The following is a 24,715-nucleotide window of genomic DNA, read 5'->3' on the forward strand; positions in this document are numbered from 1 at the left end:
AACGTAAAAGACAGCAACGGCGCCGTACTGGCCGATGGCGACTCGGTACTGGTCATCAAGGACCTGAAGGTGAAGGGCTCGTCGCAGACGCTCAAGCGCGGCACCGTGTTCAAGTCCATCCGCGTGGACGAGGACAACCCCGAGGAGATCGAGTGCCGCGACGGCCGCTCCACCCTGGTGCTGAAAACCTGCTTCATCAAGAAGGTTTGACGCGATACCCCCTCGGCATTCGCCGAGGGGGTGCATCAGCGCGCGTTACCAGGGCAGCGCGTCGAGATCCACGTTGCCGCCCGAAAGAATCAAACCCACGCGCAGGCCGTGGAAACGCTCCGGCCGCTTGAGCACCGCCGCGAGCACGGTGGCGCTGGAGCTTTCCACCACCAGCTTGAGTTCGTTCCACAACAGCCTCATGGCGGCGATGACCTCCTCGTCGCTCACCGTGGTCACTTCCACGCGATGCATGCGCAAGGCCTCGAAATTAGGCTCGCCGATCAAGGTGCGCAGCCCATCGCAAATCGTGTCGGGTACGAACGGCCCCACGCGCTGGCCCGTGGCCAGGGAGCGTGCGGTGTCATCGGCACCCATGGGTTCGGCACCATGCACCTCAAGGCCCGGCAGCACACCGTGCGCGGCGATGGCCGTGCCGGCATTGAGCCCACCACCGCCTACCGGCGTGATCACCGCGTCCAGCCCCTCGGCCTGTTGCAGCAGCTCCAGCACAGCGGTGCCCTGGCCGGCGATCACGCGCGCGTCTGCATAGGGATGCACCAGATCGGCGCCCGTTGCCGCACGCACTTCTTCGGCCTTGGCTTCGCGCGCGGCCTGCGTCGCGGCGCAACGGTGCAGGATGGCACCCGCTCGCTCGATGGCTTCCACCTTGGTGCGCACGGCGCCCTCGGGCACGATCACGTGCGCCGGAATGCCGCGCGTAGCCGCCGCCAGCGCCAGCGCATTGCCATGGTTGCCGGAGGAGTGCGTGACCACACCGCGCGCCGCCTGCGCATCGTCCATCGACCACACGGCGTTGCAGGCGCCGCGGAACTTGAACGCACCGCCGCGCTGCAGGTTCTCGCACTTGAAGTACAGGTCCGCGCCGCTCAAGGCGTTCAGTACCGTGCTGCGCAACACCGGCGTGTGCACGGCATACGGCGCAATGCGTGCAGCGGCCTGCTGGATGTCCTGCAGGCGGGGCAGGATGACGGAGGGGTGGGTCGTGCTCATGCGTTTTTGATCTCCACGCCACAGACGTAGCGGCGCTCGGCGCCGGGCTCCAGGCGAATGGCCTGCGCGCAATCGGGACGATTGAAGGCATCGGCCCAGCTTTCCATCGGCTCCAGCGCCACCGAGCGGCGCACATCGCGCGTCACGGTATCAGCAGTAAAGGCCAGCATCACGCCGCTGTGCTGCCACAGCGCAATACCCAGGCCCGTCGCCGGGTTGCGCAGGCGCGTGCGGGCGCGACCATCCGCGTCGGCCTGGAGATCGGCAAAGGCATGGTTGAGCTCGCGCGCATCGATGGGCTGCATGCGGCGAAAGTCCAGCGCCGGCTGTTCGGCCACGGAAGCGCGCGCGGCATCGCCAGCGAGCGGAACGTAGTCCGGATCGGTGCGCACCACCGTGGCCGCGGGAATCTGCAACTCCCAACCTTCAATGGCATCGTCGCCCACGCGGAAGTACGGGTGCCAACCGAAGAAGCACGGCGCGGCATGTTCGCCCACGTTGCGCATCACCGCTTCCAGGGTGAGGCCGTCGGCGGCAAGCGTGTAGCGCACTGACAGGTCGATCGCGTACGGATAGCCCAGGTGCGCGCCCGGACGAATGGCTTGGGTGGCAAAGCACACGCTTGCGGACTTTTCATCGCTGACAAGCTCCTCCAGGCTGAAATCCACACCGCGCACAAAGCCATGGCGCGCCGCCCGCGAGGCACCCTCCACCCCCGGCTGCAGGTCGTGCGGCTCCCCATCGAACACGTAACGGGCGTCAGCGATGCGGTTGGCAAAGGGCACCATGATGGCGAAGCGCGAACTGGGGCGAGTATCGAGCTCCCCGGCATCGCGGTAGCCATCGGCGATGTCGAAGGCGGCTCCCGCCACCGGCACCTCGAAGTTGAACAAGGTGGCGCCGCGACGCGCGATGCGCACGCGCCGGCTCCGGCCTGGATCGCTCAACTGGACGATCTCATGGGGGCCCAATCGGCCAGTTTCGGCTTGGTACGACGCCATCGACTTGTCCTGCCTGGAAAGGGCCGCATGTTAGCCTGATCGGTCCCCTATGCTTTCATTGTCCCCATGACCAGCCTCCGTGACGCTTCTCCCGCCGTGATCCGGCTCAGCGACTATCGTGCCCCTGCCTGGCGGGTGTCGCATATCGAACTGACCTTCGACCTGGGTATCGACGCCGCCGAAGTCAGCGCCCGCCTGCAGCTCAAGCGCGAGCCCGGCCGCACGGAGCCGCTGCGCCTGGATGGCGAAGGCCTGGAGCTGCTGGCCATCAGCCTGGACGGCAAGCCGCTGGCCGAAGGCGCCTGGCGCTACGCCGACAGCGTGCTGGAAGTGGATGGCGCCGCCGATGGCAGTGTGCTGGAAACTCGCGTGCGGGTGCAGCCAGCGGCCAACACCGCGCTGGAAGGCCTGTACCTGTCCGGCTCCCGCGAGCACGGCTTCCTGCTCACTCAGTGCGAAGCCGAAGGCTTCCGGCACATCACCTTCTTCCCCGATCGGCCGGACGTGCTGGCCAGTTATACGGTCACCCTGCGCGCCGACCGCGCACGCTTCCCTGTGCTGCTCGCCGGCGGCAACCCCGATGGCGCCGGCGAGTTGGAGCATGGCCGTCACTGGGCTCGCTTCGTCGACCCGCACCCCAAGCCCTGCTACTTGTTTGCCCTGGTGGCCGGCCGTCTGGAAAAGATCGAGCGCGCCTACCGCACCGCCAGCGGTCGCGATGTGCAGTTGGTGATCTGGGCCGAAGCCGATGCCATCGGCCGCTGCGATTACGCCATGGATGCGCTGGAGCGCTCCATGCGCTGGGACGAGCAGCACTACGGCCGCGAGTACGACCTGGACGTATTCCACGTGGTCGCCACCCATGACTTCAACATGGGCGCGATGGAGAACAAGGGCCTCAACATCTTCAACGCCAAGTACCTGCTCGCCGATCCCGATTCCAGCACCGACGAGGAATACCGCGCGGTGGAGGCCGTGGTGGCGCACGAGTACTTCCACAACTGGAGCGGCAACCGCGTGACCTGCCGCGACTGGTTCCAGCTGTCGCTCAAGGAAGGCCTCACGGTATTCCGCGAGCAGCAGTTTTCCGCCGACATGAATTCCGCGCCGCTGAAGCGCATCGAAGATGTCGCCCTGCTGCGTCGCGCGCAGTTCCCCGAGGACGCCGGCCCACTTGCACACCCGGTGCGCCCCGCGCAGTACAGCGAGATCAACAATTTCTACACGGCGACGGTGTACGAGAAGGGCTCGGAACTCGTGCGCATGGTTGCCGGCCGACTCGGCCCCGATGGCTTCCGTCGCGGCATGGATCTGTACTTCAGCCGTCATGATGGCGATGCCGCCACTCTGGAGGATTTCCTCGGCGCGCTGGGTGAAGCCAACAACACCGATCTGTTGCCATACCTCGCCTGGTATGCGCAAGCCGGTACGCCGCGGCTTACCGCACGCGGACGCTACGACGCCCAGCAACGCACGTACACACTCCAGCTATCCCAGCACACACCCTCCACACCGCATCAACCGAACAAGCAGCCGCTGCCCATTCCCGTGAAGCTGGCGCTGTTCGACCGTCATGGGCACATGATTCCCTTGCACGTGCAGGGTGACGACAGCGGCGGCGCCGGTGCCAACGAGCGCGTGCTTGTCATGGACGCAGCCGAGCAGCAGTTTGTGTTCCAGCACCTGGACGCCGCGCCGGTACCCTCGCTGTTGCGCGGTTTCTCCGCCCCGGTGATTCTTGAGTGCGACTACGCACCGGCAGATCTCGCCCTGCTGCTGCGCCACGACCAAGACGGCTTCAACCGCTGGGAGGCAGGGCAGCAACTGGCCGCACGCGCCTTCGACAACTTGCGCGACGGCAACAGCACCGAAGCGCTGGACGCCTGGTGCAATGCGCTGGAAGCGCTGTTCAACGACAGCGCCATCGAGCCGGCCCTGTTGGCCGACCTGCTGACGCCGCCGGGTGAAATCGAACTCTCCGAACGCGAACGCCTGGTGGATCCGCAACACATCCACGCACTGCGCCAGCAGTTGCAGGAAAGCCTGGCGCTACGCATTGGCCAAGCCGCGCTGATCCAGCGCTACGAAGCGCTCAACGCGCAAACCACCATGGCCCTGGACGCCACCAGCCAAGGCCAGCGCCGCCTGAAACGCCGCGTGCTGGAGTTGCTCAAGCGCGTCGATCCGTGGACCGCGCATGGTTTTGCCACGTTGCAGTACGACAACGCACCGAGCATGACCGATCGCCTGGCCGCCCTATCCGTGCTGGTGCGCGGCAACGCTCAGCAGGCGCACGCGGCGCTCACGCACTTCCGTGCGCGCTATGCCGACAACCCGCTGGCGATGGACAAGTGGTTCGCCGTACAAACGCAGCTACCCGGGGAACATGTGCTCGAACGCGTGCGCACGCTGGAAACCGATACAGCCTTCACGCTGAAGAATCCCAATCGCGTCAACGCGCTGTTCGGCAGCTGGGCACGCGGCAACCCCGACGGCTTCCATCGCGCCGATGGCAGTGGCTACCACCTGCTGGTGGAACGCCTGCGCGAGCTCGATCGCCTCAATCCGCAGGTATCCGCGCGCCTGGCAACCGCCTTCAACGGCTGGCAGCGCCTGGAACCTGGCCGTCGCGCGGCAGCGAGGGCCGCCATTGCGTCGCTGGCCGCACAGGACGGTCTCTCACGCAACCTCACCGAGATCGTGCACAGCATGTTGCACGGCTAACCACGGGCCCGCAGAAGATGCGCCCGAGTGCTACCCGTCCGAGACGGGGCACCCGGGCGTAATGGGGTAGAAGCAGGTAGTACCTGGCGTGGCCCGTGGCCACGGCGAGCGGACCGAATCAAGCTGCTCCGCTCGTAATAGGACGTTTAGACGTCCAAAAGCCTGTGATGACCTTCGCCGCGACTCAGGCTTCGAGTCGCTGCAGTTCGTCGCGCAAGCGGTTCATGCGCGAGAGCAGGCGCGGGCGCAACACCTGACGCTCGCTTTCGCTGCGCGCTTCCAGATGTTCCATGGCCATCTCCACACGACCCAGCTCGATCAGTAGATCGTGGTGCTGGTAAACCGGCTGGAAATCCACACTGAAGTCCATGACATGAGTCCCCCCAGAACAATTGCCTTGACTGGCCGAGGAGGGAAAGCAACAGGCGTGCCATCAATGTGATGACGATCACGTTTTGTCGGTGCATGCATCACGAATTGACGCTGCGCGTCAGCAGTTGCCGAGACTTGGCACAAACGGGCGTTTTAGTCACTCCACGTTCACGCAAGAGGCGTAAATATCCGACCCAACTCGCAGCAAAAAGCGGCTGCCAGCGAACTGTTTCCAGTTTCTGGCGCCCGGCAACACGGTCATCCTGGATTCCCCCTGTTCCTGAGACCGCCGGGCGCCAGATCTTCTAAAGGCCCCGAGCAAGCGCCTGATGGCGCCGGGCCACAAAAAACGACGGCGCCCCAAGGGGCGCCGTCTTGCTTCCTCTCCCGGCACGCAATCGAACCCCTGTCGTTCGATCTCGGCGCGCGTTGCCGCGCAGCGTCTGCCCGTGAAAGTGCGAGGAAGTCTAAGCAGGAAGCATGCCAGGGCTTGGAAGCCGCCGGAGGCGTTACCATTAGCGCCGTATTTGGTCCATTCCTGCACATTTCAGGGCAGCAAGCCATGTTTCACCCAACCCCTTACGACGTCATCGTGATCGGCGGCGGCCACGCCGGCACCGAGGCAGCCCTCGCGGCAGCCCGCACCGGCGCGCGCACGCTCTTGCTGAGCCACAACATCGAGACGATCGGCCAGATGAGCTGCAACCCAGCCATCGGCGGCATCGGCAAGGGGCACTTGGTCAAGGAAATCGACGCCCTGGGTGGCGCCATGGCGCGCGCGGCCGATCGCGCAGGCATCCAGTGGCGCACCCTCAACGCCTCCAAGGGGCCGGCGGTACGCGCCACGCGCTGCCAGGCCGACCGTGCGCTGTACAAGGCGGCGATCCGCCACATCGTGGAGACCCAACCGAATCTGGAGCTGTTTCAGCAGGCGGTGGACGACCTGATCGTTGAGGGTAATCGCGTCACCGGCGTGGTCACCCAGATGGGCTTGAAGTTCCATGCCCGGGCCGTTGTGCTCACCGCCGGCACTTTCTTGGCTGGCAAGATCCACATCGGCTCCGCGCAGTACGCCGGCGGCCGCGCGGGCGATCCGCCGGCCAGCACGCTGGCGCAGAAATTGCGCGAACTGCCAGTGGCGGCTGACCGCCTCAAGACTGGCACGCCGCCGCGCATCGACCTGCGCAGCATCGATTTCACCGGCCTGGAGGAACAGCCCGGCGACGATCCCGCTCCGGTCTTTTCCTATCTGGGCTCTCGCGCCGAACATCCGCGCCAGGTCAGTTGCTGGATTACTCACACCAGCGAGCAAACCCATGAGCTGATTCGAGGTGCGCTTGATCGTTCGCCCCTGTACAGCGGGCAGATCGAAGGAGTAGGCCCGCGCTATTGCCCGTCCATCGAGGACAAAGTGGTGCGCTTCGCCGAGAAGGGCTCGCACCAGATCTTCATTGAGCCGGAAGGCCTGGACACCTTCGAGATCTACCCCAACGGCATCTCCACCTCGCTGCCGTACGACGTGCAGTTGGCGCTGGTGCGCTCGATCAAGGGTTTCGAGAACGCCCACATCACCCGCCCCGGCTATGCCATCGAGTACGACTACTTCGACCCACGCGGTCTTCAGCCGTGGCTGGAAACCAAGGCCATCGACGGCCTGTATTTCGCCGGCCAGATCAACGGCACCACGGGCTACGAAGAAGCCGGGGCGCAAGGCCTGATCGCCGGCCTCAACGCGGCACTGGCCGTGAAGGGCGAGGCGCCCTGGTTCCCGCGCCGGGACGAGGCGTATATCGGCGTGCTGATCGACGACCTCACCAGCAACGGCACGATCGAGCCGTACCGCATGTTCACCTCGCGCGCCGAGTACCGCCTGCACCTACGCGAAGACAACGCGGACCTGCGCCTCACCGAAACCGGTCACCGCCTGGGTGTGGTACCTCAGGCACGCTACGACGCGCTGCGCGCCAAGCGCGAGGCGGTGGAACACGAAACGCAGCGCCTGGGTGCGCTGTGGGCCGCGCCAGCCAATGCTCTGGGTGCCAAGGTAACGCAGCAACTTGGCATCACGCTGAGCCGCGAGACCAATGCGCTGGACCTGCTGCGCCGCCCCGAACTGGATTACGCGACCCTCACGACGGTAGATGGTATTGGCCCGGCCGTGGCCGATGCCGACGTGGCCGCCCAGGTGGAAGTACAAACCAAGTACGCCGGTTACCTTGAGCGCCAGCGCGAAGAAATTGAGCGCCAGCGCCGACACGAACAGACGACCATCCCCGGCGGCTTCGACTACGACAAGGTGCGCGGCCTGTCGGCCGAAGTGCTGCTCAAGCTTAAGCGCGCCCAGCCGCAAACCATCGGCCAGGCCGCACGCATCAGCGGTGTCACCCCGGCGGCGATCTCACTCCTGTTGGTGCATCTCAAGCGCCGCGACGCGGCCTGAACCGACCGCGCGCCAGGCGCTCAGCGCGCGTGGCATCATGGGCGCCATCGAGTTCATCGCGGAGTGCCTCATGGAAGTTTGGATCGGTCGGGACGGCGAGCGACACGGCCCCTACAAGGAAGCCGATGTGCGCCAATGGCTGCGCAGCGGTCAATTGAGCCCGAAAGACCTGGGCTGGTACGACGGCATGAGCGATTGGCAGCCACTGTCGCAACTGTTTCCGGATGAAGGCCGGGCCGAGCCGCCAGCATTCGCGCCGCCACCCGAGGGTGCACCGCCGGCCACTTACGCACAGGAGCAGCCTATCGCGGCTGCGCAGGCGAGCTACGCGGGCTTTTGGAAGCGCTTCGGCGCTTACGTGCTCGACGCCCTTGTGCTGTGGATTCCCAACATGCTGTTGAGCAACCTGCTGGGGGCGACGCAGGCTGCGGAGACCTACATGCATGCCAAGGCCGCCGCTGGCACCGACCCCACGCTGATGCTCCAGGCTTTCGATACGTACGTGACCGCGCTTGGCCCCGCCATGCTCGCGCAGACGGTGCTTGCCTGGTTGTATTTCGCTGCGTGCGAAAGCTCGCCCTGGCAGGCGACGCTCGGCAAGCTCGCCCTCGGCATTCGCGTCACCGACCTGCAAGGTCAGCGCATTGGCTTCCTGCGCGCCACGGGGCGCTATTTCGGCAAGCTGCTCAGCGCTTTCATGCTGTGCATCGGCTTTCTCATGATCGCCTGGACTCAGCGCAAGCAGGGTCTGCACGACATGCTGGCGCAGACTCTGGTGGTCAACGGACGCGCAAACGAGGCATCGACCCCGTCACGCGACGCCCCGCATCGCAGCGGTTCGTTCGACGCGTAATTGCATCGCCGGGCGCGTCAATGATCTGACCGCCCGGCATTCTCCTCGGCACGCGCAAGGGCGAAGAAGCATACAAGCCACGCGCAAGGCGCCTGAGACGAACACCAGCGCAACACGCGATTCACGCCACGCTCGCGCTCACGGATCATGCACATCATCTCGTCGACCGCTCGACTGTTTGGACGTCGATTCGGTCGCGCATCATGTGTGCTTGGCGCTTATGACCTATGGGGGATGCACGCGCACGCTCGGCGGTAGCAAGCTTGCGCATTGCAGGGGGCTACGAACTAGGCACGGTCATGGCCCAGTTTCACGCCGATGGCGCATGGATCTATCTCTGCGATGATCTGGTCGTGGAGCCGCGCTCGCATCGACTCGAACGCGCGGGTGCTCAGCTCTCGGTGGAACCGAAGGCTTACGCCGTATTGTTGGTGTTGTTGCAGCAGGCCGGCGAAGTCGTGAGCAAGGATGATCTGCTCGATGCCGCCTGGGGCCACCGCCACGTCACGCCCGGCGTGCTGACGCGTGCGGTGTCGCAACTGCGCCACTCACTCGGCGACTGCGCCTCCTCGCCGCGTTACATTGCCACCGTACACAGCCTCGGCTACCGCTTCATCGGCGAAGTTCACCGCGTGCCGGTCGCTCCATTGACCGTGACCGAGGACGAGCCCGACAACAGCGTCGTGCATGCGCCAGCCGAGACCTTTCGCGCGCGCATGCCGCCAGCGCCGTCGATACGCCCTTCTCCCCCTCTGCAATGGCTCGCGGCCTTGCTTACGGTGGTGGTGATCGTCGCGGTGCTTGCGGCAGTCAGCCTATGGCATGCACCTAGCGAGCGGCTCTCCTCGCCGCGCGTGCTGCCACGCCCTGCGCTGGTGCTGATGCCCATGGCACACAACAACGCCCAACACACGCATCGGTGGCCGCATACGCGCCGCCTGGCATCAAACTACCCCGGCGCGGGGGCTGCAGGGTTCCTGCCGATGCGGCCTGAACACGCGCCTGCCGCAAGCCACTGAGCCCACGCGCCGACTTGCTATCATCGGACGTTCGGCAGCTCGCCCAGGCGGCTGCCGGCTTGTCGAACGCACAGGAATCGATTCAGCCTCATGCTCAGCATCGAACAACGTATTGCCCAGGACATCGCCGCCAAGTCAGACCAGGTGCGCGCCGCAGTGGATCTGCTCGACGGTGGCGCCACGGTGCCGTTCATCGCGCGCTACCGCAAGGAAGTGACCGGCGGTCTCGACGACACGCAATTGCGCCTGCTGGAAGAGCGCTTGCGCTACCTGCGCGAACTGGAAGAGCGCCGCAGCGCGATCCTTGCCAGCATCGAGGAACAGGGCAAGCTCTCCGATGCGCTCAAGGGCGACATTCTCGCCGCCGACACCAAGGCGCGCCTGGAAGACCTTTACCTGCCGTACAAACCCAAGCGCCGCACCAAGGCGCAGATCGCCCGCGAAGCCGGCCTCGAGCCGCTCGCCACCGGGCTGCGTGAAGACCCTTCGCAGTCGCCCGAAGCGGTCGCCGCGGCGTACGTGGACGCCGAGAAGGGCGTGGCTGATGTGCGCGCCGCGCTGGACGGCGCCCGCGCCATCCTGATGGAAAGCATCGCCGAAGACGCCACCCTGCTGGGCGAGTTGCGCGACTGGCTATGGGACAAGGGCCAGATCCGCGCCAAGGTGGTGGAAGGCAAGGAGAACGAGGGCGCCAAGTTCCGCGACTATTTCGACCACGTCGAACCGATCGGCAAGATTCCCTCGCACCGCTTGCTGGCGCTGATGCGCGCACGCAACGAAGGCGTGATCGAACTCGAACTCGCGCCCGCGCTGGACGCCGAGCAAGGCCATCTGGAAGGCGAAGGCCGCGTGGCCTCGCGTGCTGGCATCGTCGATCGCGGTCGCCCGGCCGATGCCTGGCTACGCGAAACCGTGCGCCTCACCTGGCGCGTGAAGCTGCATCTGCACCTCACGCTGGATCTGTTCGGCCGTGTGCGCGAAGGCGCCGAGGACGAAGCGATCCGTGTGTTCGGCGACAACCTCAAGGACCTCATGCTGGCCGCGCCCGCCGGCGCCAAGATCGTGATGGGCCTGGACCCAGGCATCCGCACCGGCGTGAAGGTGGCCGTAGTCGATGCCACCGGCAAGTTGCTGGCCACCGACACGGTGTATCCGCATGAGCCGCGCAATCAGTGGGATCAGTCGATCCAGCGACTCGCTCTGCTGAGCAAGCAACACGGCGTCAACCTCATCGCCATCGGTAACGGCACCGCGTCCCGTGAAACCGACAAGCTGGCCGGCGAGCTGATCAAGAAGCATGCGGACCTCAAGCTCTCCAAGATTGTGGTGAGCGAAGCGGGTGCGTCGGTGTATTCGGCCTCCGAAACCGCCGCCAAGGAATTCCCCGATCTTGACGTGAGCCTGCGTGGCGCCGTGTCCATCGCGCGTCGCCTGCAGGATCCGCTGGCCGAACTGGTAAAGATCGAACCCAAGGCGATCGGCGTGGGCCAGTACCAGCACGACGTGAACCAGGTGAAGCTGGCGCGCGCACTGGATGCCAAGGTCGAGGACTGCGTGAACGCGGTGGGCGTGGACGTGAATACCGCCTCCGCCGCGCTACTGTCGCGCGTGGCCGGCCTATCCGCCAGCGTCGCCGAAAACGTGGTGAAGCATCGCGACGCCAACGGCCCCTTCGCCAACCGCAAAGCGCTGCTCAAGGTGCCACGCCTGGGCGACAAGGCGTTCGAGCAGTGCGCGGGCTTCCTGCGCGTGCCCAACGGCGACAACCCGCTCGATGCCAGCGCCGTGCACCCGGAAGCCTATCCGGTGGTGGAGCGCATCATCGCCCAATGTGGCCGCGAGGTACGTAACATTATTGGCGACACGGCATTTCTCCGCGGCCTCAAGGCCGAGCAGTTCACCGATGAGACCTTCGGCGTGCCCACCGTGCGCGACATCCTCAAGGAGCTGGAGAAGCCCGGCCGCGATCCCCGCCCGGAATTCGTGGCACCGAGTTTTGCCGAAGGCGTGGAAGAGGTGAAGGACCTGCGCCCTGGCATGGTGCTGGAAGGCCGCGTAACCAACGTGGCCGCCTTCGGCGCGTTCGTGGATATCGGCGTGCACCAGGACGGCCTGGTGCACGTGTCCGCGCTGTCGCACACCTTCGTGAAGGACCCGCGCGACGTGGTAAAGGCCGGCGACATCGTCAAGGTCAAAGTGATGGAAGTGGACCTGCCGCGCCAGCGCATCGGTCTGTCCATGCGCCTGGACGACGAGCCGGGCCAGCAGGCCCGTGGCAGCCGCCCTGCCGGTGGTAACGATGCGCGCGGACCGCGTGACAACCGTGGTCCGCGACCGGGTGGCAGCACCCCGAAGGCGGCGCCAGCACCGGCCAATAGCGCGTTCGCCGACGCGCTTTCGCGCGCCATGAAGCGCTAAGCTCCATCGCTGTACCCAAGCGGGGACGACCGCCCAGCGGTCGTCCCCGTTTCTATTGCAGGTTCTTTCGGCAGCGTCGCAGGCCGTCGCGATGCGGCGCAGCATGCGCGCACGTACGGGCTTGCATTACCGTAACAATGGAATAACAAATGGCTATTCAGCCCAGGAGTGTTTTCGTCATGCCTCGTCTTCGCCTACTCGCGGGCGCCGTCACCTCGGCCCTGCTCTTCAGTTCCCATGCATTCGCGGCCGATAGCCGTTTCAACAATGTGGTGGTGTTCGGCGACAGCCTGAGCGATGCCGGCAACATTTCGCTGAAGTACTTCCCCGGCAACCAGCCACCGACGCGCTTCACCACCAACCCGGGCTCCACCGCAGTGGAAAACGTGGCGCAAGCGCTGGGCTTGCCCATCACCCCATCGCAGGCCGGCGGCACCGACTATGCCTGGGGCGGCGCGGGCTTCATCAACAACGCCACCACGCTGACCATCCAGAACATTCCGCAGCAGTTGCAGGCCTACCTGGCCAGCACCGGCGGCAAGGCCGACCCGCACACGCTCTACCAGGTGTGGGGCGGTGCCAATGACATCTTCTACCTCACCGGTGCCTATACCGACGCCAACACCATTGCTGCCGGCACCGCCGCTGCGGCCACGGCCGAAGTGAAGCTGCTGGGCAGCCTTCAGGCGGCTGGCGCCAAGTACGTGGTGGTCTACAACCTGCCGGACATCGGCAAAACGCCGGAGAGCGTCGCGGGCGGCGCCGCTGCACAATCGGGCGGCACGCAATTATCGCTGGTCTACAACGGCATTCTGCAAGCGGGCATCAACCAGCTCAGCAACAATGGCCTCAATGTCATTCCGGTGAATACGTTCGCCCTGGTCAACGAAGTGGTGGCGAACCCGGCGGCTTTCGGCTTCACCAACGTCACCCAGGCTGCTTGCGGCGCCGGCTCCAGCTCCGTGCTGTGCGGCCCACAGGGCTCCAATCTGCCGTTCAAGTACCCGACCGGCGCGGACCAGACTTACCTGTTCGCCGATGGAGTGCATCCCAGCCGCGCCGCTGACGTGATGCTCGGCCAGTACGTAATGTCCATCATCAATGCCCCCGGCTATGCCTCGTTGCTGGCGGAAGCACCGCTGTCCTCGATCTCGGCGCAGAACCGTGCCATCCGCAACCAGATGCTGGCCGATGGCCAGGGCAGCGACACCCGTGTGTTCGCCAATGTCGATTACGGCGACCAGCGCTTCGACAGCAGCACGAGCTCGCCGCGCACCACCAGTAACAACGTCAACCTTACCGTGGGCGCCGATGTGCGCTTCAACGAGAATCTGTCCGGCGGCGTGGCGATGAACGTCGGCCAGCACAACGCCGACTACACAGGCGGTGGCGGTTACAAGCTGCAGGATGTGTCGGGCCTGGGTTACCTCACCTACCAGCATGGCGGCGGCTACATTGGCGGCTATGTGGATTTTGGCCAGGACAACTTCTCCAACATCGAGCGTCGCGTGGTGCTGGGTAACTACCAACGCACCGAAAGCGCCAAAGCCGATGGCAATCACGTCGGCGGCGGCCTCACTGGCGGCTGGTGGTTCGACGTGTCCAGCCTGCGCACCGGCCCCTTCGCCACCGTCGAGTGGCAGACGGTGAAGGTCAACGGCTACAACGAAAGCGGTGACGACAGCAGTGCCATGTGGTTCGGCAGCCAGCAGCGCGATGCGCTGATCTCCACTCTGGGCTGGCGCGTGCAGGGTCATTGGCAGGCGGGCGGCATCATGCTCACCCCGTACGCCGAACTGGCCTGGAACCACGACAGCAAGGCCGACACGCGCATGGTCACCGCCGGCCTCAACACCATGCCAGGCACCTTCAGTCTGGCCGGCTTCAGCCCGGACAAGACCTGGGGCACCGCCGACGTTGGCCTGGGTGCCCAGTTCAGCCAGACCCTCACCGGCTGGCTGGGCTATAGCGGCCGTTTCAGCGACAGCAGCCAGAAGTACAACAGCGTGAACCTGGGCCTGAAGTACGCCTTCTAAGTCAGGTCTTCATCGCTGAGCCAAGGGCCGCCCGCATCAGTGGGCGGCCTTTTTTATGGCCTGCACGCCAACGCACGGGCAACAAAAAAGCCGCCTGCTTGCGCAAGCGGCTTTGATGGTGGCGCCGAAGCAGGTGGGCTTACTTGCCCTTGCCGCCGGTCGCCATGCTGAGGATCGCCTGGGCCTGCTTTTGCAGGCTAGCCGCGTCGTCATCGCTCAGCGGGGAGGTCTTGCCGCCCGACTCGGAGGTCTTGAGCACCAGCGAACCGTCCTGCGCCCAGGCCGCACGCTCGGTGGAGGTGGGCTTGGCGTCCTTGCTGGACTTCTTCTGCTGCACGGCCACCCACGGCTTGCCGTCCTTGTAGGCGAAATCGGTGCTGGTGAAACCCTTGTCGCCGTAGTCGACCTGCTCGCGGATGAACTTCACTTCGCCCGCCTCACGGAACACCTGCCAGCCGCGCGACACCTTGTCGTCCAGCTTGGTGCCGTTGCTGATCTTCATGCCGCCAATCTGCTTCTGCACGGCGGTGAAGGCAGCCAGCTCCTTCTCACCAGCGGTCTGCTCGGCCACCAGTTGGATGTTCACCTGCATCGGCGCGCCCTTGGTCAGCACCTGGGTCTGCAGCGGCGGGGTGTAATGGCGATCGCCATCGACCAGGTCGGCCTTGAGCACATACAGGCCAGCCGGGTTCACATCGGCCGGATTGAACTCCAGCTCGAACGAAAGCGGGAAGGTGTTGGCCGGCTCCACCGCCTTGGTAGCGAGCGGCTGCGCATCCGGCGTGGACACGTCGATCAGAGTGAGCTGCAGCTTCGCGGCCGGCGATACCTGGGCGGCATCACGCAGCGTCACCTGGCCGGTGATCGCATTGGCCTTGGCCGGCGCGGCGGCGTTGCCCGAGGCTGCGGACGAAGCGCCACCCGGTGCAGCGTTCTGGGACGAATCGGAAGAATTGCCGCAACCGGCGAGAGCCAGTGCCGCGACCGACATCAGCGACCAAACCAACCTGCGCATGGGAAAAACCTCTATCGACTGTCAGGGCTTAACGCGAGAACCGTCAGACGCCCAAACACGCCTCGACTCTCCACGGGGGAAGCTTCCAGCATAGCCCAAAGGTAAGGGCTTGTAAAAGTTGGCTCCATGCGCTTGCGTATCGATTTGCGCCCGCAGGGAACGCACCTTGGCCCTACGCCTGGCCCAGCACCAAAGTTAAAAAGCGCAAGCTTTTGAACGACACCCCCTGGCAGCCCTGTCTGGCCAATCGCATAGGGTCATCGCCCTGAGCGCGCCCCTGGTCACCGGCTCTTTCGGGGATGAATAGTTCACCGTAAGAGTCTTCACTATCCATTTCGTAAGTTTATTGAAGGGCAACTTACGTTACATAATGTCGCGCCCTGGCTTTCGGGCCGGCGCGCGTTGGGACGGAACCCCGTATGTCACTGCTGGTAAGGGTTTAGCGGCCCAGATTTCCTGTCTGGATGCTGAACGGATTGGCAAGTACCTGATTACCAAATCGCCGCCATTGCGTTTTTGGAATCGGCAGAAGTTGCCCCTCGGGGCAGAAAAACCCAAAAAACTTTCGAAACCCGCGGACGGATAGTGCGGCAGTTTTCACCCGCTGGAAGCCTGTTTCACGTTCCAACCGCGATTTACGGTTCACGCTCCGTCACAACGAGTCGCCATCCGCCAGGAAACCGCGATGAATACGCAAAAATTTTCGACCATCGAATCCACGAACACCTTCGCCGACCGCATCAAGGTGCTGATTCAGCGCGTGGGCAGCGTTACGGAAATCGCCCGCATGTGCGGCTTCTCCGAGGGCGTTGTGCGCAGCTGGCGCGACGGCAACACCGATCCCTCCCGCGCGCGTTGCGTGACGCTGGCCAAGACCTTGGGTATTTCCCTGGTGTGGCTGGTGGCGGGCGAAGGTCAGATCCAGGCCACGGACGCCATTGCTTCCGGCGAGGAGCTGCCCAACGCCGAAGCGTCCACTAACCGCCATCGCTCCAAGCTGCGCACGGCGGCCGATACGCTCAACGCCAGCGGCATCGCCATGGATCCGCAGCGCCTGAACACGGCCCTGCGCATTCTGCAGTCGGAGCTGGACCTGGCTGAGAGCCGCCTGACCCTGGCAGACAATGCGGACATGCTGGCTGACCTGTACGAAATCCTGGGTCCCGGCGGCAACGATGTGGATGCCGGGGCCATGGTGTCGTTCAACCAGCGCCTGCACGAGCGCGTGAAGCGCGGTCGCCAGATCGTCGCCTGAGCGCCCCCCTTGTTTGAGGCATAAAAAAACGGCAGCCGCGAGGCTGCCGTTTTTGTTGGGCCATGACCCGCCGTTTACAGACGGGCGATATCGGCGATAGCGCCGAACTGGGCTTTGAGCTGGCCCAGCAAGGCCAGTCGATTGGCACGTACGGCCGGGTTGTCGGCATTGACCAGCACGCTATCGAAGAAGGCGTCGACCGGTGCCTGCAACTGAGCCAATCGGCTCAGCACCGCACCGTAATCACCGGCCTGCAGCGGTGCGACCGTATCGGCGCGGGCGGCATCCAGCGCAGCGGCGAGCGCGCGTTCGGCGTCGGCCTCGAAATGCGCCGGGTCCACCGACGTACCCACCACGGGTGCACCGGCCTCTTCGGCCTGCTTGCGCAGGATGTTGGCCACGCGCTTGTTGGCAGCCGCCAGGCTGAGCGCCTCGGGGCGACGACCGAACTCACCCACCGCACGCAGTCGGCGGTCGAAATCGACCAGGCTGGTCGGGGCTACGGCCAGCACGGCTTCGAATTGCTCGCCGGTAAAACCCTGCTCGGCGTAGTAGCCACGCAGGCGCTCCAGCACGAACTCCACCAATTCATCGGTCAGTGCCGCACGGCGCTGACCGGCATTCAGCACGGGCGCCTTGCCGTCCTTGCCCGGCTTGAGCCCAGCCGCCAGTGCGGCTTCCGGCAACAGTTCGAGTGCCTCGACGAAGGTGCCACGCAGGTCCAGCTCCAAGCCACCCTCAACCAGGGTGCGGGCCAGGCCAAGCGCGGCGCGGCGCAGGGCGAAGGGATCCTTGTTGCCGCTGGGCTTCATGCCCACGGCGAAGATGCCGGCCAGCATGTCCAGGCGATCGGCGACCGCCAGCACGCGACCTACCGCGCCCGCGGCGATGGCGTCGCCGGCGAAACGGGGCTGGTAGTAGCTATCCAGCGCCTCGGCGACATCGGCTGCTTCACCATGATGCGCCGCGTAGTAGCGGCCCATCACACCCTGCAGTTCGGGGAACTCCCCGACCATGCGCGTGAGCAGGTCGCACTTGCTGAGCGCGGCGGCACGAGTGGCGGCGCCAGCATCCACGCCCACGCGCCCGGCCACGATGCGGGCCAGTTCGGCCACGCGCACGCTCTTGTCCCACAGGCTGCCCAGCGACTGCTGGTAGGTGACGTTCTTGAGCGCGTCCTGGTAACCGGCCAGCGGAGTCTTGAGGTCCTCGTCCCAGAAAAACTTGGCATCGGCAAAACGCGGACGAATCACGCGCTCGTAGCCCTTGCGGATCTCGCTAGGCTGCTTGCTGTCGATGTTGGCCAGGCCGATGAAATGTTCGGTGAGCTTGCCCTCGGCATCGAACACCGGCACGAACTTCTGGTTGGTCTCCATGGTGGTGACCAGCGCTTCCGGCGGCACGGCGAGGAAGTCACGCTCGAACTGGCAGGCGATAGCCACCGGCCATTCGGTGAGGTTGGCGATTTCGTCGAGCAGGGCATCGTCCAGCTGCGGCACGCCGCCGGTTTCCCTGGCGGCGCGGACCACCTCGTCGCGGACTTTCTGGCGACGCTCGGCCGGGTCGGCCAGCACCTTGGCGGCACGCATGTGGTCGAGCCAGCTGTCGGCATCAGCAATATGCACCGGCTGCGGATGCATGAAGCGGTGGCCGCGCGACTGGCGGCCGCTCTTGAGGCCCAGCACGCCACCGTCGACGATGTCCGCGCCATGCAGCATCACCAGCCAGTGCACCGGGCGCACGAAGGTGTAGTCATGGTCGCCCCAGCGCATCGGCTTGGGGATCGGCAGGCCCTTGAGCGCTTCTTCCACGATCTCCGGCAACAGCGTGGCCACCGGCTGGCCGGGCTTCACCGCGCGGAACACGAACCAGGCACCCTTGTCGGTTTCCAGCTTTTCCAGCTGCTCGACGGTGACGCCGCATGACTGCGCAAAACCCTGCAACGCCTTGCTTGGCTGGCCGCTCGCGTCCAGCGAAGCGTTCACGGCCGGGCCACGGCGCTCGATGCTCTGCTCAGGCTGGTTCAGCGCCACCTGGGGGATATAGACGGCCAGACGGCGCGGCGAAGCGTACAGCTTCGCCTCGTCCAGACTCGCTTCCACGCCGCGCTTGCCCAGCCCGTCGCAGATGCCGCGCAGGAACGCGCCGGCCAGTTCGTCCAGCGCCTTGGGCGGCAGTTCTTCCGTGCCCAGTTCGATCAACAGCGGCTTGTGTGCGGCGCTCATGCGGCCTGCTCCTTCACGTTCTTCTTCAGGCCGGGGAAGCCCAGCTTCTCGCGCTGCGCCACATAGGCCTCGGCCACCGCACGGGCCAGCGTGCGCACGCGCAGGATGTAACGCTGGCGCTCGGTCACGCTGATGGCGCGACGCGCATCGAGCAGGTTGAAGGTGTGGCTGGCCTTCATCACCTGCTCATAGGCCGGCAGCGGCAGGCCGGCGGCGATCAGCTTGTTGGCCTCGCCTTCGCATACGTCGAACCAGCGCAGCAGTTCGGGCACATTGGCGTGCTCGAAGTTGTAGGTGCTCTGCTCCACCTCGTTCTGGTGGAAGACGTCGCCGTAGGTGACCTTGCCGTGCGGGCCTTCGGTCCACACCAGGTCGTAGACGTTGTCCACGTTCTGCAGGTACATCGCCAGGCGTTCGAGACCGTAGGTGATCTCACCGGTGACGGGACGGCACTCCAGGCCGCCGGCCTGCTGGAAGTAGGTGAACTGCGTCACCTCCATACCGTTCAGCCAGACCTCCCAGCCCAGGCCCCAGGCGCCGAGCGTGGGGGATTCCCAGTTGTCCTCGACAAAGCGCAGGTCGTGCACCAGCGGGTCCAGGCCCAGCTCCTTCAGCGACCCGATGTACAGGTCCAGGATGTTGTCCGGGTTGGGCTTCATCACCACCTGGTACTGGTAGTAATGCTGCAGGCGGTTGGGGTTTTCGCCGTAGCGGCCGTCGGTGGGGCGGCGCGAGGGCTGCACATAGGCCGCCGACCACGGCTCGGGACCGAGCGAGCGCAGAAAGGTAGCGGGGTGGAAGGTGCCGGCGCCGACCTCGGTGTCGAGGGGCTGCAGCAAGACACAACCCTGGGCCGCCCAATAGCGGTTGAGGGTCTGGATCACATCCTGGAATGTGCGCGCGGACATGGCTTCCCGTGAGCTTCAATAAAGCGCGTTAGTATAGCCGGGACCGCTTTCTCCGCTGGATGCGGGGAAACTTCGCCGGGAGAAATCGTCGCATGGCCGCCTCACCGCAATCCGTTTCCCTGCTGGGCCGCCGCCCCCGCCTGGCGCTGGAAGAACTGCTGGCTGCCCTGGTGGTGGACGGCTATGTGCTGGCCGAGGATGCCAAGCAGGTGCGCATGGGCAGCCGCAGCGGCCGCAGCACGGTGGAACTGCACCCGCTGGTGATCGTGGCGAACGCCAAATTGCCCAATCAGCGCGATCCGGGCCGCCCGCTCAGCATGGAAGGGTTGACCGAGTGGCTGGCCGGCCACGCCAGCCTGCCGTACCTGAAGATCGACCCGATGAAGATCAACGTGGCCGCGGTGACCCAGGTGGTCAGTCGCGCCTACGCCGAACGTCATCGCATCCTGCCGGTAGCAGCCACACCGAGCGAAATCACCTTTGCCACCTGCGAGCCGTTCGACAACGCCTGGGCGGCGGACCTCGCGCACATGCTGCGTAAGGACGTTAAACGGGTGGTCTCCAATCCACTGGACATCAACCGCTACCTGCTCGAGTTCTACGGCGTGCAGCGCTCGATTCAGCTGGCACAGGACGCCAAGGGCAGCGGCTACGACTCCTCCGCCATCCTCAACTTCGAACAGCTGGTGGAGTTGGGCAAGAGTGGCGAAGTGGGCGCCGACGATCGCCATGTCGTGCACATCGTCGACTGGCTGCTGCAATACGCCTTCGAGCAACGCGCGTCGGATATCCACCTGGAACCGCGGCGCGAGGCGGGGCAAATGCGCTTTCGCATCGATGGCGTGATGCATAAAGTGTTCGAGCTGCCGCCGCCGGTGATGACCGCGGTGACCGCACGCATCAAGATCCTCTCGCGCATGGACGTGGCTGAAAAGCGCCGTCCGCAAGATGGTCGCATCAAGACTCGCTCCGGCGCCGGGCGCGAGGTGGAATTGCGTATTTCCACCATGCCCACCGCGTTCGGTGAAAAGGTGGTGATGCGCATTTTCGACCCGGACATCGTGGCCAAGGATTTCGCCCAACTCGGCTTCTCCGCCATCGAGGCGGAGGTGTGGCGAAGCATGGTGGAGCGTCCGCACGGCATCGTGCTGGTCACCGGCCCCACGGGTTCGGGCAAGACCACCACGCTGTACTCCACGCTCAAGCATCTGGCCACGCCCGAGCTCAACGTGTGCACAGTGGAAGACCCCATCGAAATGGTGTCCGCCGAGTTCAACCAGATGCAGGTGCAGCTCGCCATAGACCTTGATTTCGCCGCCGGCGTGCGCACCCTGCTGCGCCAGGACCCGGACATCATCATGGTGGGCGAAATCCGCGACCTGGAAACCGCGCAAATGGCGGTGCAGGCGTCGCTCACCGGCCACTTGGTGCTTTCCACGCTTCATACCAACGACGCACCCAGCGCGGTCACGCGCCTGCTGGATCTGGGTGTGCCGCACTACCTGATCCAGTCCACGCTCACTGGCGTGGTGGCGCAGCGCTTGGTGCGCACCTTGTGCCCGCACTGCAAGGAAGCCACTGCACAGGACGAACACGAGTGGACGGCGCTTACCCACGGCAGGTCGATGCCTGTGCCGGAGAAAGTGTTCCGCCCGGTGGGTTGCCTGGAATGCCGCAACACCGGCTTCATGGGACGTACCGGTGTCTACGAAATGATGCAGCTCTCGCCCCGCCTGCGCGGGCTTATCTCCGCACAACTGGACCTAGGCCACTTCGGCCATGCGGCGTTGGCCGAGGGCATGCGGCCCCTGCGCATCTCCGCCGCCGAGCAAGTCGCCCGCGGCGTGACCACCGTGAAAGAAGTGCTCACGGTGATACCGCCAATCGAGCACGGTTCAGCCTGAATCCGCATGATCGACGATTAACTCTCTATCACCAATGCACGCATGAAACCCGTCCTGATCATTCGTACCGGCCGCGCCCCCGATCCCATCCGTGCACGACACGGTGATTTCCCCCATTGGTTCCGCCTCGGTGCACAGCTCTCGCCGGAACGCGTGCGAGTCATCGATGTAGAAGCGGGAGAAACACTGCCTGCGCCAAGCGATGTAGCCGGTGCCTTGATTACGGGCTCAGCCGCCATGGTCACCGAGCGCGCGCCCTGGAGCGAGCGCACCGCCGGCTGGATCCGCGACGCGATGGACCGCGAGCTGCCGCTGTTCGGTGTCTGCTACGGTCACCAGCTGATGGCGCATGCGCTGGGAGGGCGCGTGGATTACCTGCCGGGCGGCCGTGAAATCGGCACTGTGCCGATTGAAGTGCTGCCGGCCGCTGCCAATGACGTGCTGGCGCCGCATTTGCCTTCGGTATTCCGCGCCCACACCACGCACGAACAAAGCGTACTGGAGACCCCCAAGGGTGCCACTGTGCTCGCCAAGTCCGCGCGCGACCCGCACCACCTGCTGCGCTACGGCCCCAACGCCATGAGCGTGCAGTTCCATCCCGAATTCAACGCCGACGTCATGCGCGCCTACATTCATCGCAAGCGCGATGTGATGCACAAGGAAGGTTTCGATCCGCACCACGCCTTCCGCCAGGTGGCGCCCACGCCGCTCGCGCGTCGCCTGTTGCGCCAGTTTGCACGACACCATGGGTTGGCCACCGGCTGATCTACCTCGCCTTGTCATGGGGCATGCCTAGAATCCTCCTAGGCGTGTGGCGCGAGCTTGGTGCCACATGAGGTATGGAGGCGTTTCATGGAAGCTCGACAACCGCATGTTCACCAAGGCACCGTCATCGCGATGCGGTTGGTCGATATTTCGGACACGATCGATCTTAGCGCCGCCGAGGCATTGTGGGCTCGACATGCGCGCACCGCCGCCGCACGCGGCCGCCTGATCAGTGCGCCCCCGAAAGCCGTGAGCTTCGGGGTTCCTCCAGTGGAACTCACGCTACCGTCGCTTACATTGACCGTCGCTGCAGAAGTTATGGTCGCTTCGGTGGTCGTGCGGTTGTACGAGTTCGGTGTTGCGGCATTCTCCATCATGGTCGCCGCCAACGATCTGGATTGGGCTCAGTACTGTGCGCGTGTGAACGCCGTAGAAGCCACCCTGGGTCATGGCTCCGGCACGTCGGCATGGGACAGTTTGCTCACTCAGCTGGTCGAAGTGATGCGACCCGCGCTGGTGCGACCTAGCGCTGCCTCGTTGCACGAGGACTATCTACTCGGTCTCGTGCATGCATTGGACGGCGTGACATCCACGGCGCACCTGCATGAGGAAGTCGACCTGGTGCCCTTGCTCTCGGGCGAGAGTCGCGCGCTTTCTGAATCCGCACGCCAGGATCTGCTGCGGCAGCGCTTTTCCTATTACACGGACGACCTTGCCGTGCTTACCTGGGATCGCGCCTTTATTTACGAGCCACGGGCCGACTCTGACGTCGTGGACATCCTCGAGGTGGCCAATGCCCAGTTGTTGGAGCTGCGCTACTACGACGAATTGCTCGACGCCGAGCTACCACGCATGTATGACCTGGTGGAAGCCACTCATCACACGGCCAGCCCATTCGCCGCGCGACGCTATGCCGATCTTGCCCGTCGCCTCTACACGCTTGTTGCCGAAGTCACCGAAATCACCGAGAAGGTGGACAACGCACTACAAGTCACCGAGGACGTCTATCTCGCTCGTGTATACGCTTCCGCCTTGGAGCTGTTCCGCGTGCCACACGTGAGCAAGGCGGTCGATCGCAAACTGGCGATCATTCGCGACAGCTATACCGCTTTGTACGAAGAAGCATCAAGCAAGCGCGGCGAATTGCTGGAGCTCGCCATCATTCTGCTGATCGTGGTGGAAATCGTGATCGCTGTGATACGGCACGCCTGACCACGCATCAGCGGCCGCGGGGCGGCATCGGGAAAGGCGTGATCTTCTGGCCATCGCTGGCATCGCGAATGACCAGAGCTCCTTTCTGCTCCACTTCCTCGATCCGTACGACGGATTGCATCGGCAAGTGCAGCACGCGGGTGTCCTTGAACTCGTCGCGTAGTCGTTCTTCGGTTGGATCAACCAGCAGACCTTCGCCCACCGGCTCAAACACGAGATCCCCCACTTCCGTGAACCCCCATAAGCCGCTAGAGGCGACGTGTCGGGCGTACAGTTCGTAGCACTTGCCCAAGTGGAGGAAGGTCACTTTGTAGAGTTTCTTGGTCCGCATAAACGTAGTTTAGCCGCGCAAGCGCCGCGCGATGGCTTCGCGCGAAAATAGAGCGAATAACACGCCAAACAAGAAGCCGGCGATATGCGTCCACCAGACCACGGCTCCATAGCTGGGACCGGCATAACTGAAGAGCAACTGCAGCAATACCCAAATGCCGATCAACAGAAAGGCCGGCACGCGGACAAACTCCAGGTACAAGCCCAGTGGCAGCACCAAGCCCAAACGCGCTCGCGGGAACAGCGCGATATAGGTGCCGAGCACCGCAGACACTGCGCCGCTGCACCCGATGATGGGCGAGCGCACACCCGCCAGTGACAGCGCACCGACCAGATTCGCGATAACCCCACCGATCAGGAACAGCAACAAGAAGCGAACCGAACCAAGCGCACGCTCGGCAGAGATGCCGAAGATCACTAGGAACAACAAGTTACCCAGGAGATGCAGCCACGCCAGGTGGATAAACAACGCCGTGGCAAGCCGTAGCAAGGCGGGATCAGCGAACTGGGGCAGGATTGGTTGCTTGGGATCGAAGATGTTCGCGGGCACCGTGCCCCATTCGAGCCACATGGATACTCGCTGCGGCGGCGGCATCAACGCCAGGCCAACGAAGCTGATCACGCACGCGACGACCAGCAGTACGGTGGCCCACTGCACGTGATGGCGACGACGAGTTTCAACATGGACGAACACGGGAACGGCGCTCCACGGTAAACAGGCCAGACTGGCTTTGCATGATAGCGACAAGGCACTCCACGCACCGACGCTGTAGAAGCGCTTTTTAGGTGAAGCAGAGGCAAACGTCTTCTCGAACGGGGATGCATCAGTTATCCCCGAGCTCGTTAGGCGGCGGGTGTAAGGCAACAAGCCGTTCCATGTCCCAACGCTGACGCATGCTTTAGGAACGTACAAAGACAAACGCCTTCCCGATTGGGAAGGCGTTTGAGGGATAAAGACCCTGGCGGTGACCTACTCTTGCATGAGGATTCACACTACCATCGGCGCAGCTGCGTTTC

At 64.6% G+C, this 24,715-nt stretch carries 18 protein-coding genes and 1 pseudogene; 11 read left to right on the forward strand and 8 right to left on the reverse strand.

What is annotated here, in order from left to right; all coding sequences use genetic code 11:
- Positions 1-3 precede the first annotated feature (3 nt).
- Positions 4-210 (forward strand): annotated as a pseudogene (locus tag AC3G2C_RS15135) (alkylphosphonate utilization protein); the annotation flags it as partial.
- A 45-nt stretch (positions 211-255) separates the two neighbouring features.
- On the opposite strand, the gene AC3G2C_RS15140 reads toward AC3G2C_RS15135, so the two are convergent.
- Positions 256-1,221: a pyridoxal-phosphate dependent enzyme gene (locus AC3G2C_RS15140; RefSeq protein ID WP_488385454.1), complete on the reverse strand. Its 966-nt coding sequence runs from the start codon at positions 1,219-1,221 to the stop codon at positions 256-258.
- Complete coding sequence (locus AC3G2C_RS15145; protein ID WP_488385455.1) at positions 1,218-2,222, reverse strand: aldose epimerase family protein; 1,005 nt, start codon at positions 2,220-2,222, stop codon at positions 1,218-1,220. The genes AC3G2C_RS15140 and AC3G2C_RS15145 overlap by 4 nt, the downstream gene beginning before the upstream one ends.
- A 66-nt stretch (positions 2,223-2,288) precedes the next feature.
- Here AC3G2C_RS15145 and pepN point away from each other — a divergent pair, with 66 nt between their 5' ends.
- Complete coding sequence (gene pepN / locus AC3G2C_RS15150; RefSeq protein WP_488385456.1) at positions 2,289-4,946, forward strand: aminopeptidase N; 2,658 nt, start codon at positions 2,289-2,291, stop codon at positions 4,944-4,946.
- A 184-nt stretch (positions 4,947-5,130) separates the two neighbouring features.
- Here the strand turns inward: pepN and AC3G2C_RS15155 are convergent, their stop codons facing one another.
- Positions 5,131-5,316, reverse strand: a complete 186-nt coding sequence (locus tag AC3G2C_RS15155) for a hypothetical protein (RefSeq protein ID WP_488385457.1) — start codon at positions 5,314-5,316, stop codon at positions 5,131-5,133.
- Positions 5,317-5,880: 564 nt separating this feature from the next.
- Here AC3G2C_RS15155 and mnmG point away from each other — a divergent pair.
- From mnmG to AC3G2C_RS15180, 5 genes are all read left to right on the forward strand, one after another.
- Positions 5,881-7,758, forward strand: coding sequence for a tRNA uridine-5-carboxymethylaminomethyl(34) synthesis enzyme MnmG (gene mnmG / locus AC3G2C_RS15160; protein WP_488385458.1), 1,878 nt, complete (start codon positions 5,881-5,883; stop codon positions 7,756-7,758).
- A gap of 70 nt (positions 7,759-7,828) precedes the next feature.
- Entirely contained in the window at positions 7,829-8,611 is a 783-nt protein-coding gene (locus tag AC3G2C_RS15165) for an RDD family protein (protein ID WP_488385459.1), read from the forward strand.
- A gap of 299 nt (positions 8,612-8,910) precedes the next feature.
- The gene (locus AC3G2C_RS15170) at positions 8,911-9,630 is read left to right on the forward strand and encodes a winged helix-turn-helix domain-containing protein (protein ID WP_488385460.1); all 720 of its coding nucleotides are present in this window, start codon (positions 8,911-8,913) and stop codon (positions 9,628-9,630) included.
- Between the two features lie 90 nt (positions 9,631-9,720).
- The gene (locus tag AC3G2C_RS15175; RefSeq protein WP_488385461.1) at positions 9,721-12,048 is read left to right on the forward strand and encodes a Tex family protein; all 2,328 of its coding nucleotides are present in this window, start codon (positions 9,721-9,723) and stop codon (positions 12,046-12,048) included.
- Positions 12,049-12,227: 179 nt separating this feature from the next.
- Positions 12,228-14,084 carry an autotransporter outer membrane beta-barrel domain-containing protein gene (locus AC3G2C_RS15180; RefSeq protein WP_488385462.1) on the forward strand — a complete coding sequence of 619 codons (1,857 nt, stop codon included), beginning with the start codon at positions 12,228-12,230 and terminating at the stop codon, positions 14,082-14,084.
- Between the two features lie 139 nt (positions 14,085-14,223).
- Here the strand turns inward: AC3G2C_RS15180 and AC3G2C_RS15185 are convergent, their stop codons facing one another.
- A complete protein-coding gene (locus AC3G2C_RS15185) occupies positions 14,224-15,099 on the reverse strand; it encodes a DUF1481 domain-containing protein (RefSeq protein WP_488385463.1) in 876 nt (291 codons plus the stop codon).
- A 685-nt stretch (positions 15,100-15,784) separates the two neighbouring features.
- On the opposite strand from AC3G2C_RS15185, the gene AC3G2C_RS15190 reads away from it, so the two are divergent.
- The gene (locus AC3G2C_RS15190; RefSeq protein WP_488385464.1) at positions 15,785-16,354 is read left to right on the forward strand and encodes a helix-turn-helix domain-containing protein; all 570 of its coding nucleotides are present in this window, start codon (positions 15,785-15,787) and stop codon (positions 16,352-16,354) included.
- Between the two features lie 74 nt (positions 16,355-16,428).
- Here AC3G2C_RS15190 and glyS read toward each other — a convergent pair whose 3' ends face one another.
- Entirely contained in the window at positions 16,429-18,579 is a 2,151-nt protein-coding gene (gene glyS, locus AC3G2C_RS15195; protein WP_488385465.1) for a glycine--tRNA ligase subunit beta, read from the reverse strand.
- Positions 18,576-19,487 carry a glycine--tRNA ligase subunit alpha gene (glyQ, locus tag AC3G2C_RS15200; protein WP_488385466.1) on the reverse strand — a complete coding sequence of 304 codons (912 nt, stop codon included), beginning with the start codon at positions 19,485-19,487 and terminating at the stop codon, positions 18,576-18,578. Before glyQ ends, glyS begins: the two co-directional genes overlap by 4 nt.
- Before the next feature lie 92 nt (positions 19,488-19,579).
- Here glyQ and tfpB point away from each other — a divergent pair, with 92 nt between their 5' ends.
- The 3 genes from tfpB to AC3G2C_RS15215 all read left to right on the forward strand — a co-directional run bounded on the left by tfpB (position 19,580) and on the right by AC3G2C_RS15215 (position 23,368).
- Positions 19,580-21,391 (forward strand): type IV pilus assembly ATPase TfpB, encoded by a 1,812-nt coding sequence (gene tfpB, locus AC3G2C_RS15205; RefSeq protein ID WP_488385467.1) that lies wholly within the window; start codon positions 19,580-19,582, stop codon positions 21,389-21,391.
- 42 nt (positions 21,392-21,433) lie between these two features.
- A complete protein-coding gene (locus AC3G2C_RS15210; protein WP_488385468.1) occupies positions 21,434-22,156 on the forward strand; it encodes a glutamine amidotransferase in 723 nt (240 codons plus the stop codon).
- A gap of 87 nt (positions 22,157-22,243) precedes the next feature.
- Positions 22,244-23,368 (forward strand): hypothetical protein, encoded by a 1,125-nt coding sequence (locus AC3G2C_RS15215; RefSeq protein WP_488385469.1) that lies wholly within the window; start codon positions 22,244-22,246, stop codon positions 23,366-23,368.
- Positions 23,369-23,375: 7 nt separating this feature from the next.
- Here AC3G2C_RS15215 and AC3G2C_RS15220 read toward each other — a convergent pair whose 3' ends face one another.
- Complete coding sequence (locus AC3G2C_RS15220) at positions 23,376-23,699, reverse strand: DUF1820 family protein (RefSeq protein WP_488385470.1); 324 nt, start codon at positions 23,697-23,699, stop codon at positions 23,376-23,378.
- A 9-nt stretch (positions 23,700-23,708) separates the two neighbouring features.
- Positions 23,709-24,392 carry a rhomboid family intramembrane serine protease gene (locus tag AC3G2C_RS15225; RefSeq protein ID WP_488385481.1) on the reverse strand — a complete coding sequence of 228 codons (684 nt, stop codon included), beginning with the start codon at positions 24,390-24,392 and terminating at the stop codon, positions 23,709-23,711.
- Positions 24,393-24,715: the final 323 nt, after the last annotated feature.

Source organism: Frateuria sp. sgz306004, from assembly GCF_057750885.1.

Coding starts and splice junctions, on each gene's coding strand:
- AC3G2C_RS15140 (WP_488385454.1), bottom strand. CDS start 1,221: ATGAGCACGACCCACCCCTCCGTCATCCTGCCCCGCCTGCAGGACATC.
- AC3G2C_RS15145 (WP_488385455.1), bottom strand. CDS start 2,222: ATGGCGTCGTACCAAGCCGAAACTGGCCGATTGGGCCCCCATGAGATC.
- pepN (WP_488385456.1), top strand. CDS start 2,289: ATGACCAGCCTCCGTGACGCTTCTCCCGCCGTGATCCGGCTCAGCGAC.
- AC3G2C_RS15155 (WP_488385457.1), bottom strand. CDS start 5,316: ATGGACTTCAGTGTGGATTTCCAGCCGGTTTACCAGCACCACGATCTA.
- mnmG (WP_488385458.1), top strand. CDS start 5,881: ATGTTTCACCCAACCCCTTACGACGTCATCGTGATCGGCGGCGGCCAC.
- AC3G2C_RS15165 (WP_488385459.1), top strand. CDS start 7,829: ATGGAAGTTTGGATCGGTCGGGACGGCGAGCGACACGGCCCCTACAAG.
- AC3G2C_RS15170 (WP_488385460.1), top strand. CDS start 8,911: ATGGCCCAGTTTCACGCCGATGGCGCATGGATCTATCTCTGCGATGAT.
- AC3G2C_RS15175 (WP_488385461.1), top strand. CDS start 9,721: ATGCTCAGCATCGAACAACGTATTGCCCAGGACATCGCCGCCAAGTCA.
- AC3G2C_RS15180 (WP_488385462.1), top strand. CDS start 12,228: ATGCCTCGTCTTCGCCTACTCGCGGGCGCCGTCACCTCGGCCCTGCTC.
- AC3G2C_RS15185 (WP_488385463.1), bottom strand. CDS start 15,099: ATGCGCAGGTTGGTTTGGTCGCTGATGTCGGTCGCGGCACTGGCTCTC.
- AC3G2C_RS15190 (WP_488385464.1), top strand. CDS start 15,785: ATGAATACGCAAAAATTTTCGACCATCGAATCCACGAACACCTTCGCC.
- glyS (WP_488385465.1), bottom strand. CDS start 18,579: ATGAGCGCCGCACACAAGCCGCTGTTGATCGAACTGGGCACGGAAGAA.
- glyQ (WP_488385466.1), bottom strand. CDS start 19,487: ATGTCCGCGCGCACATTCCAGGATGTGATCCAGACCCTCAACCGCTAT.
- tfpB (WP_488385467.1), top strand. CDS start 19,580: ATGGCCGCCTCACCGCAATCCGTTTCCCTGCTGGGCCGCCGCCCCCGC.
- AC3G2C_RS15210 (WP_488385468.1), top strand. CDS start 21,434: ATGAAACCCGTCCTGATCATTCGTACCGGCCGCGCCCCCGATCCCATC.
- AC3G2C_RS15215 (WP_488385469.1), top strand. CDS start 22,244: ATGGAAGCTCGACAACCGCATGTTCACCAAGGCACCGTCATCGCGATG.
- AC3G2C_RS15220 (WP_488385470.1), bottom strand. CDS start 23,699: ATGCGGACCAAGAAACTCTACAAAGTGACCTTCCTCCACTTGGGCAAG.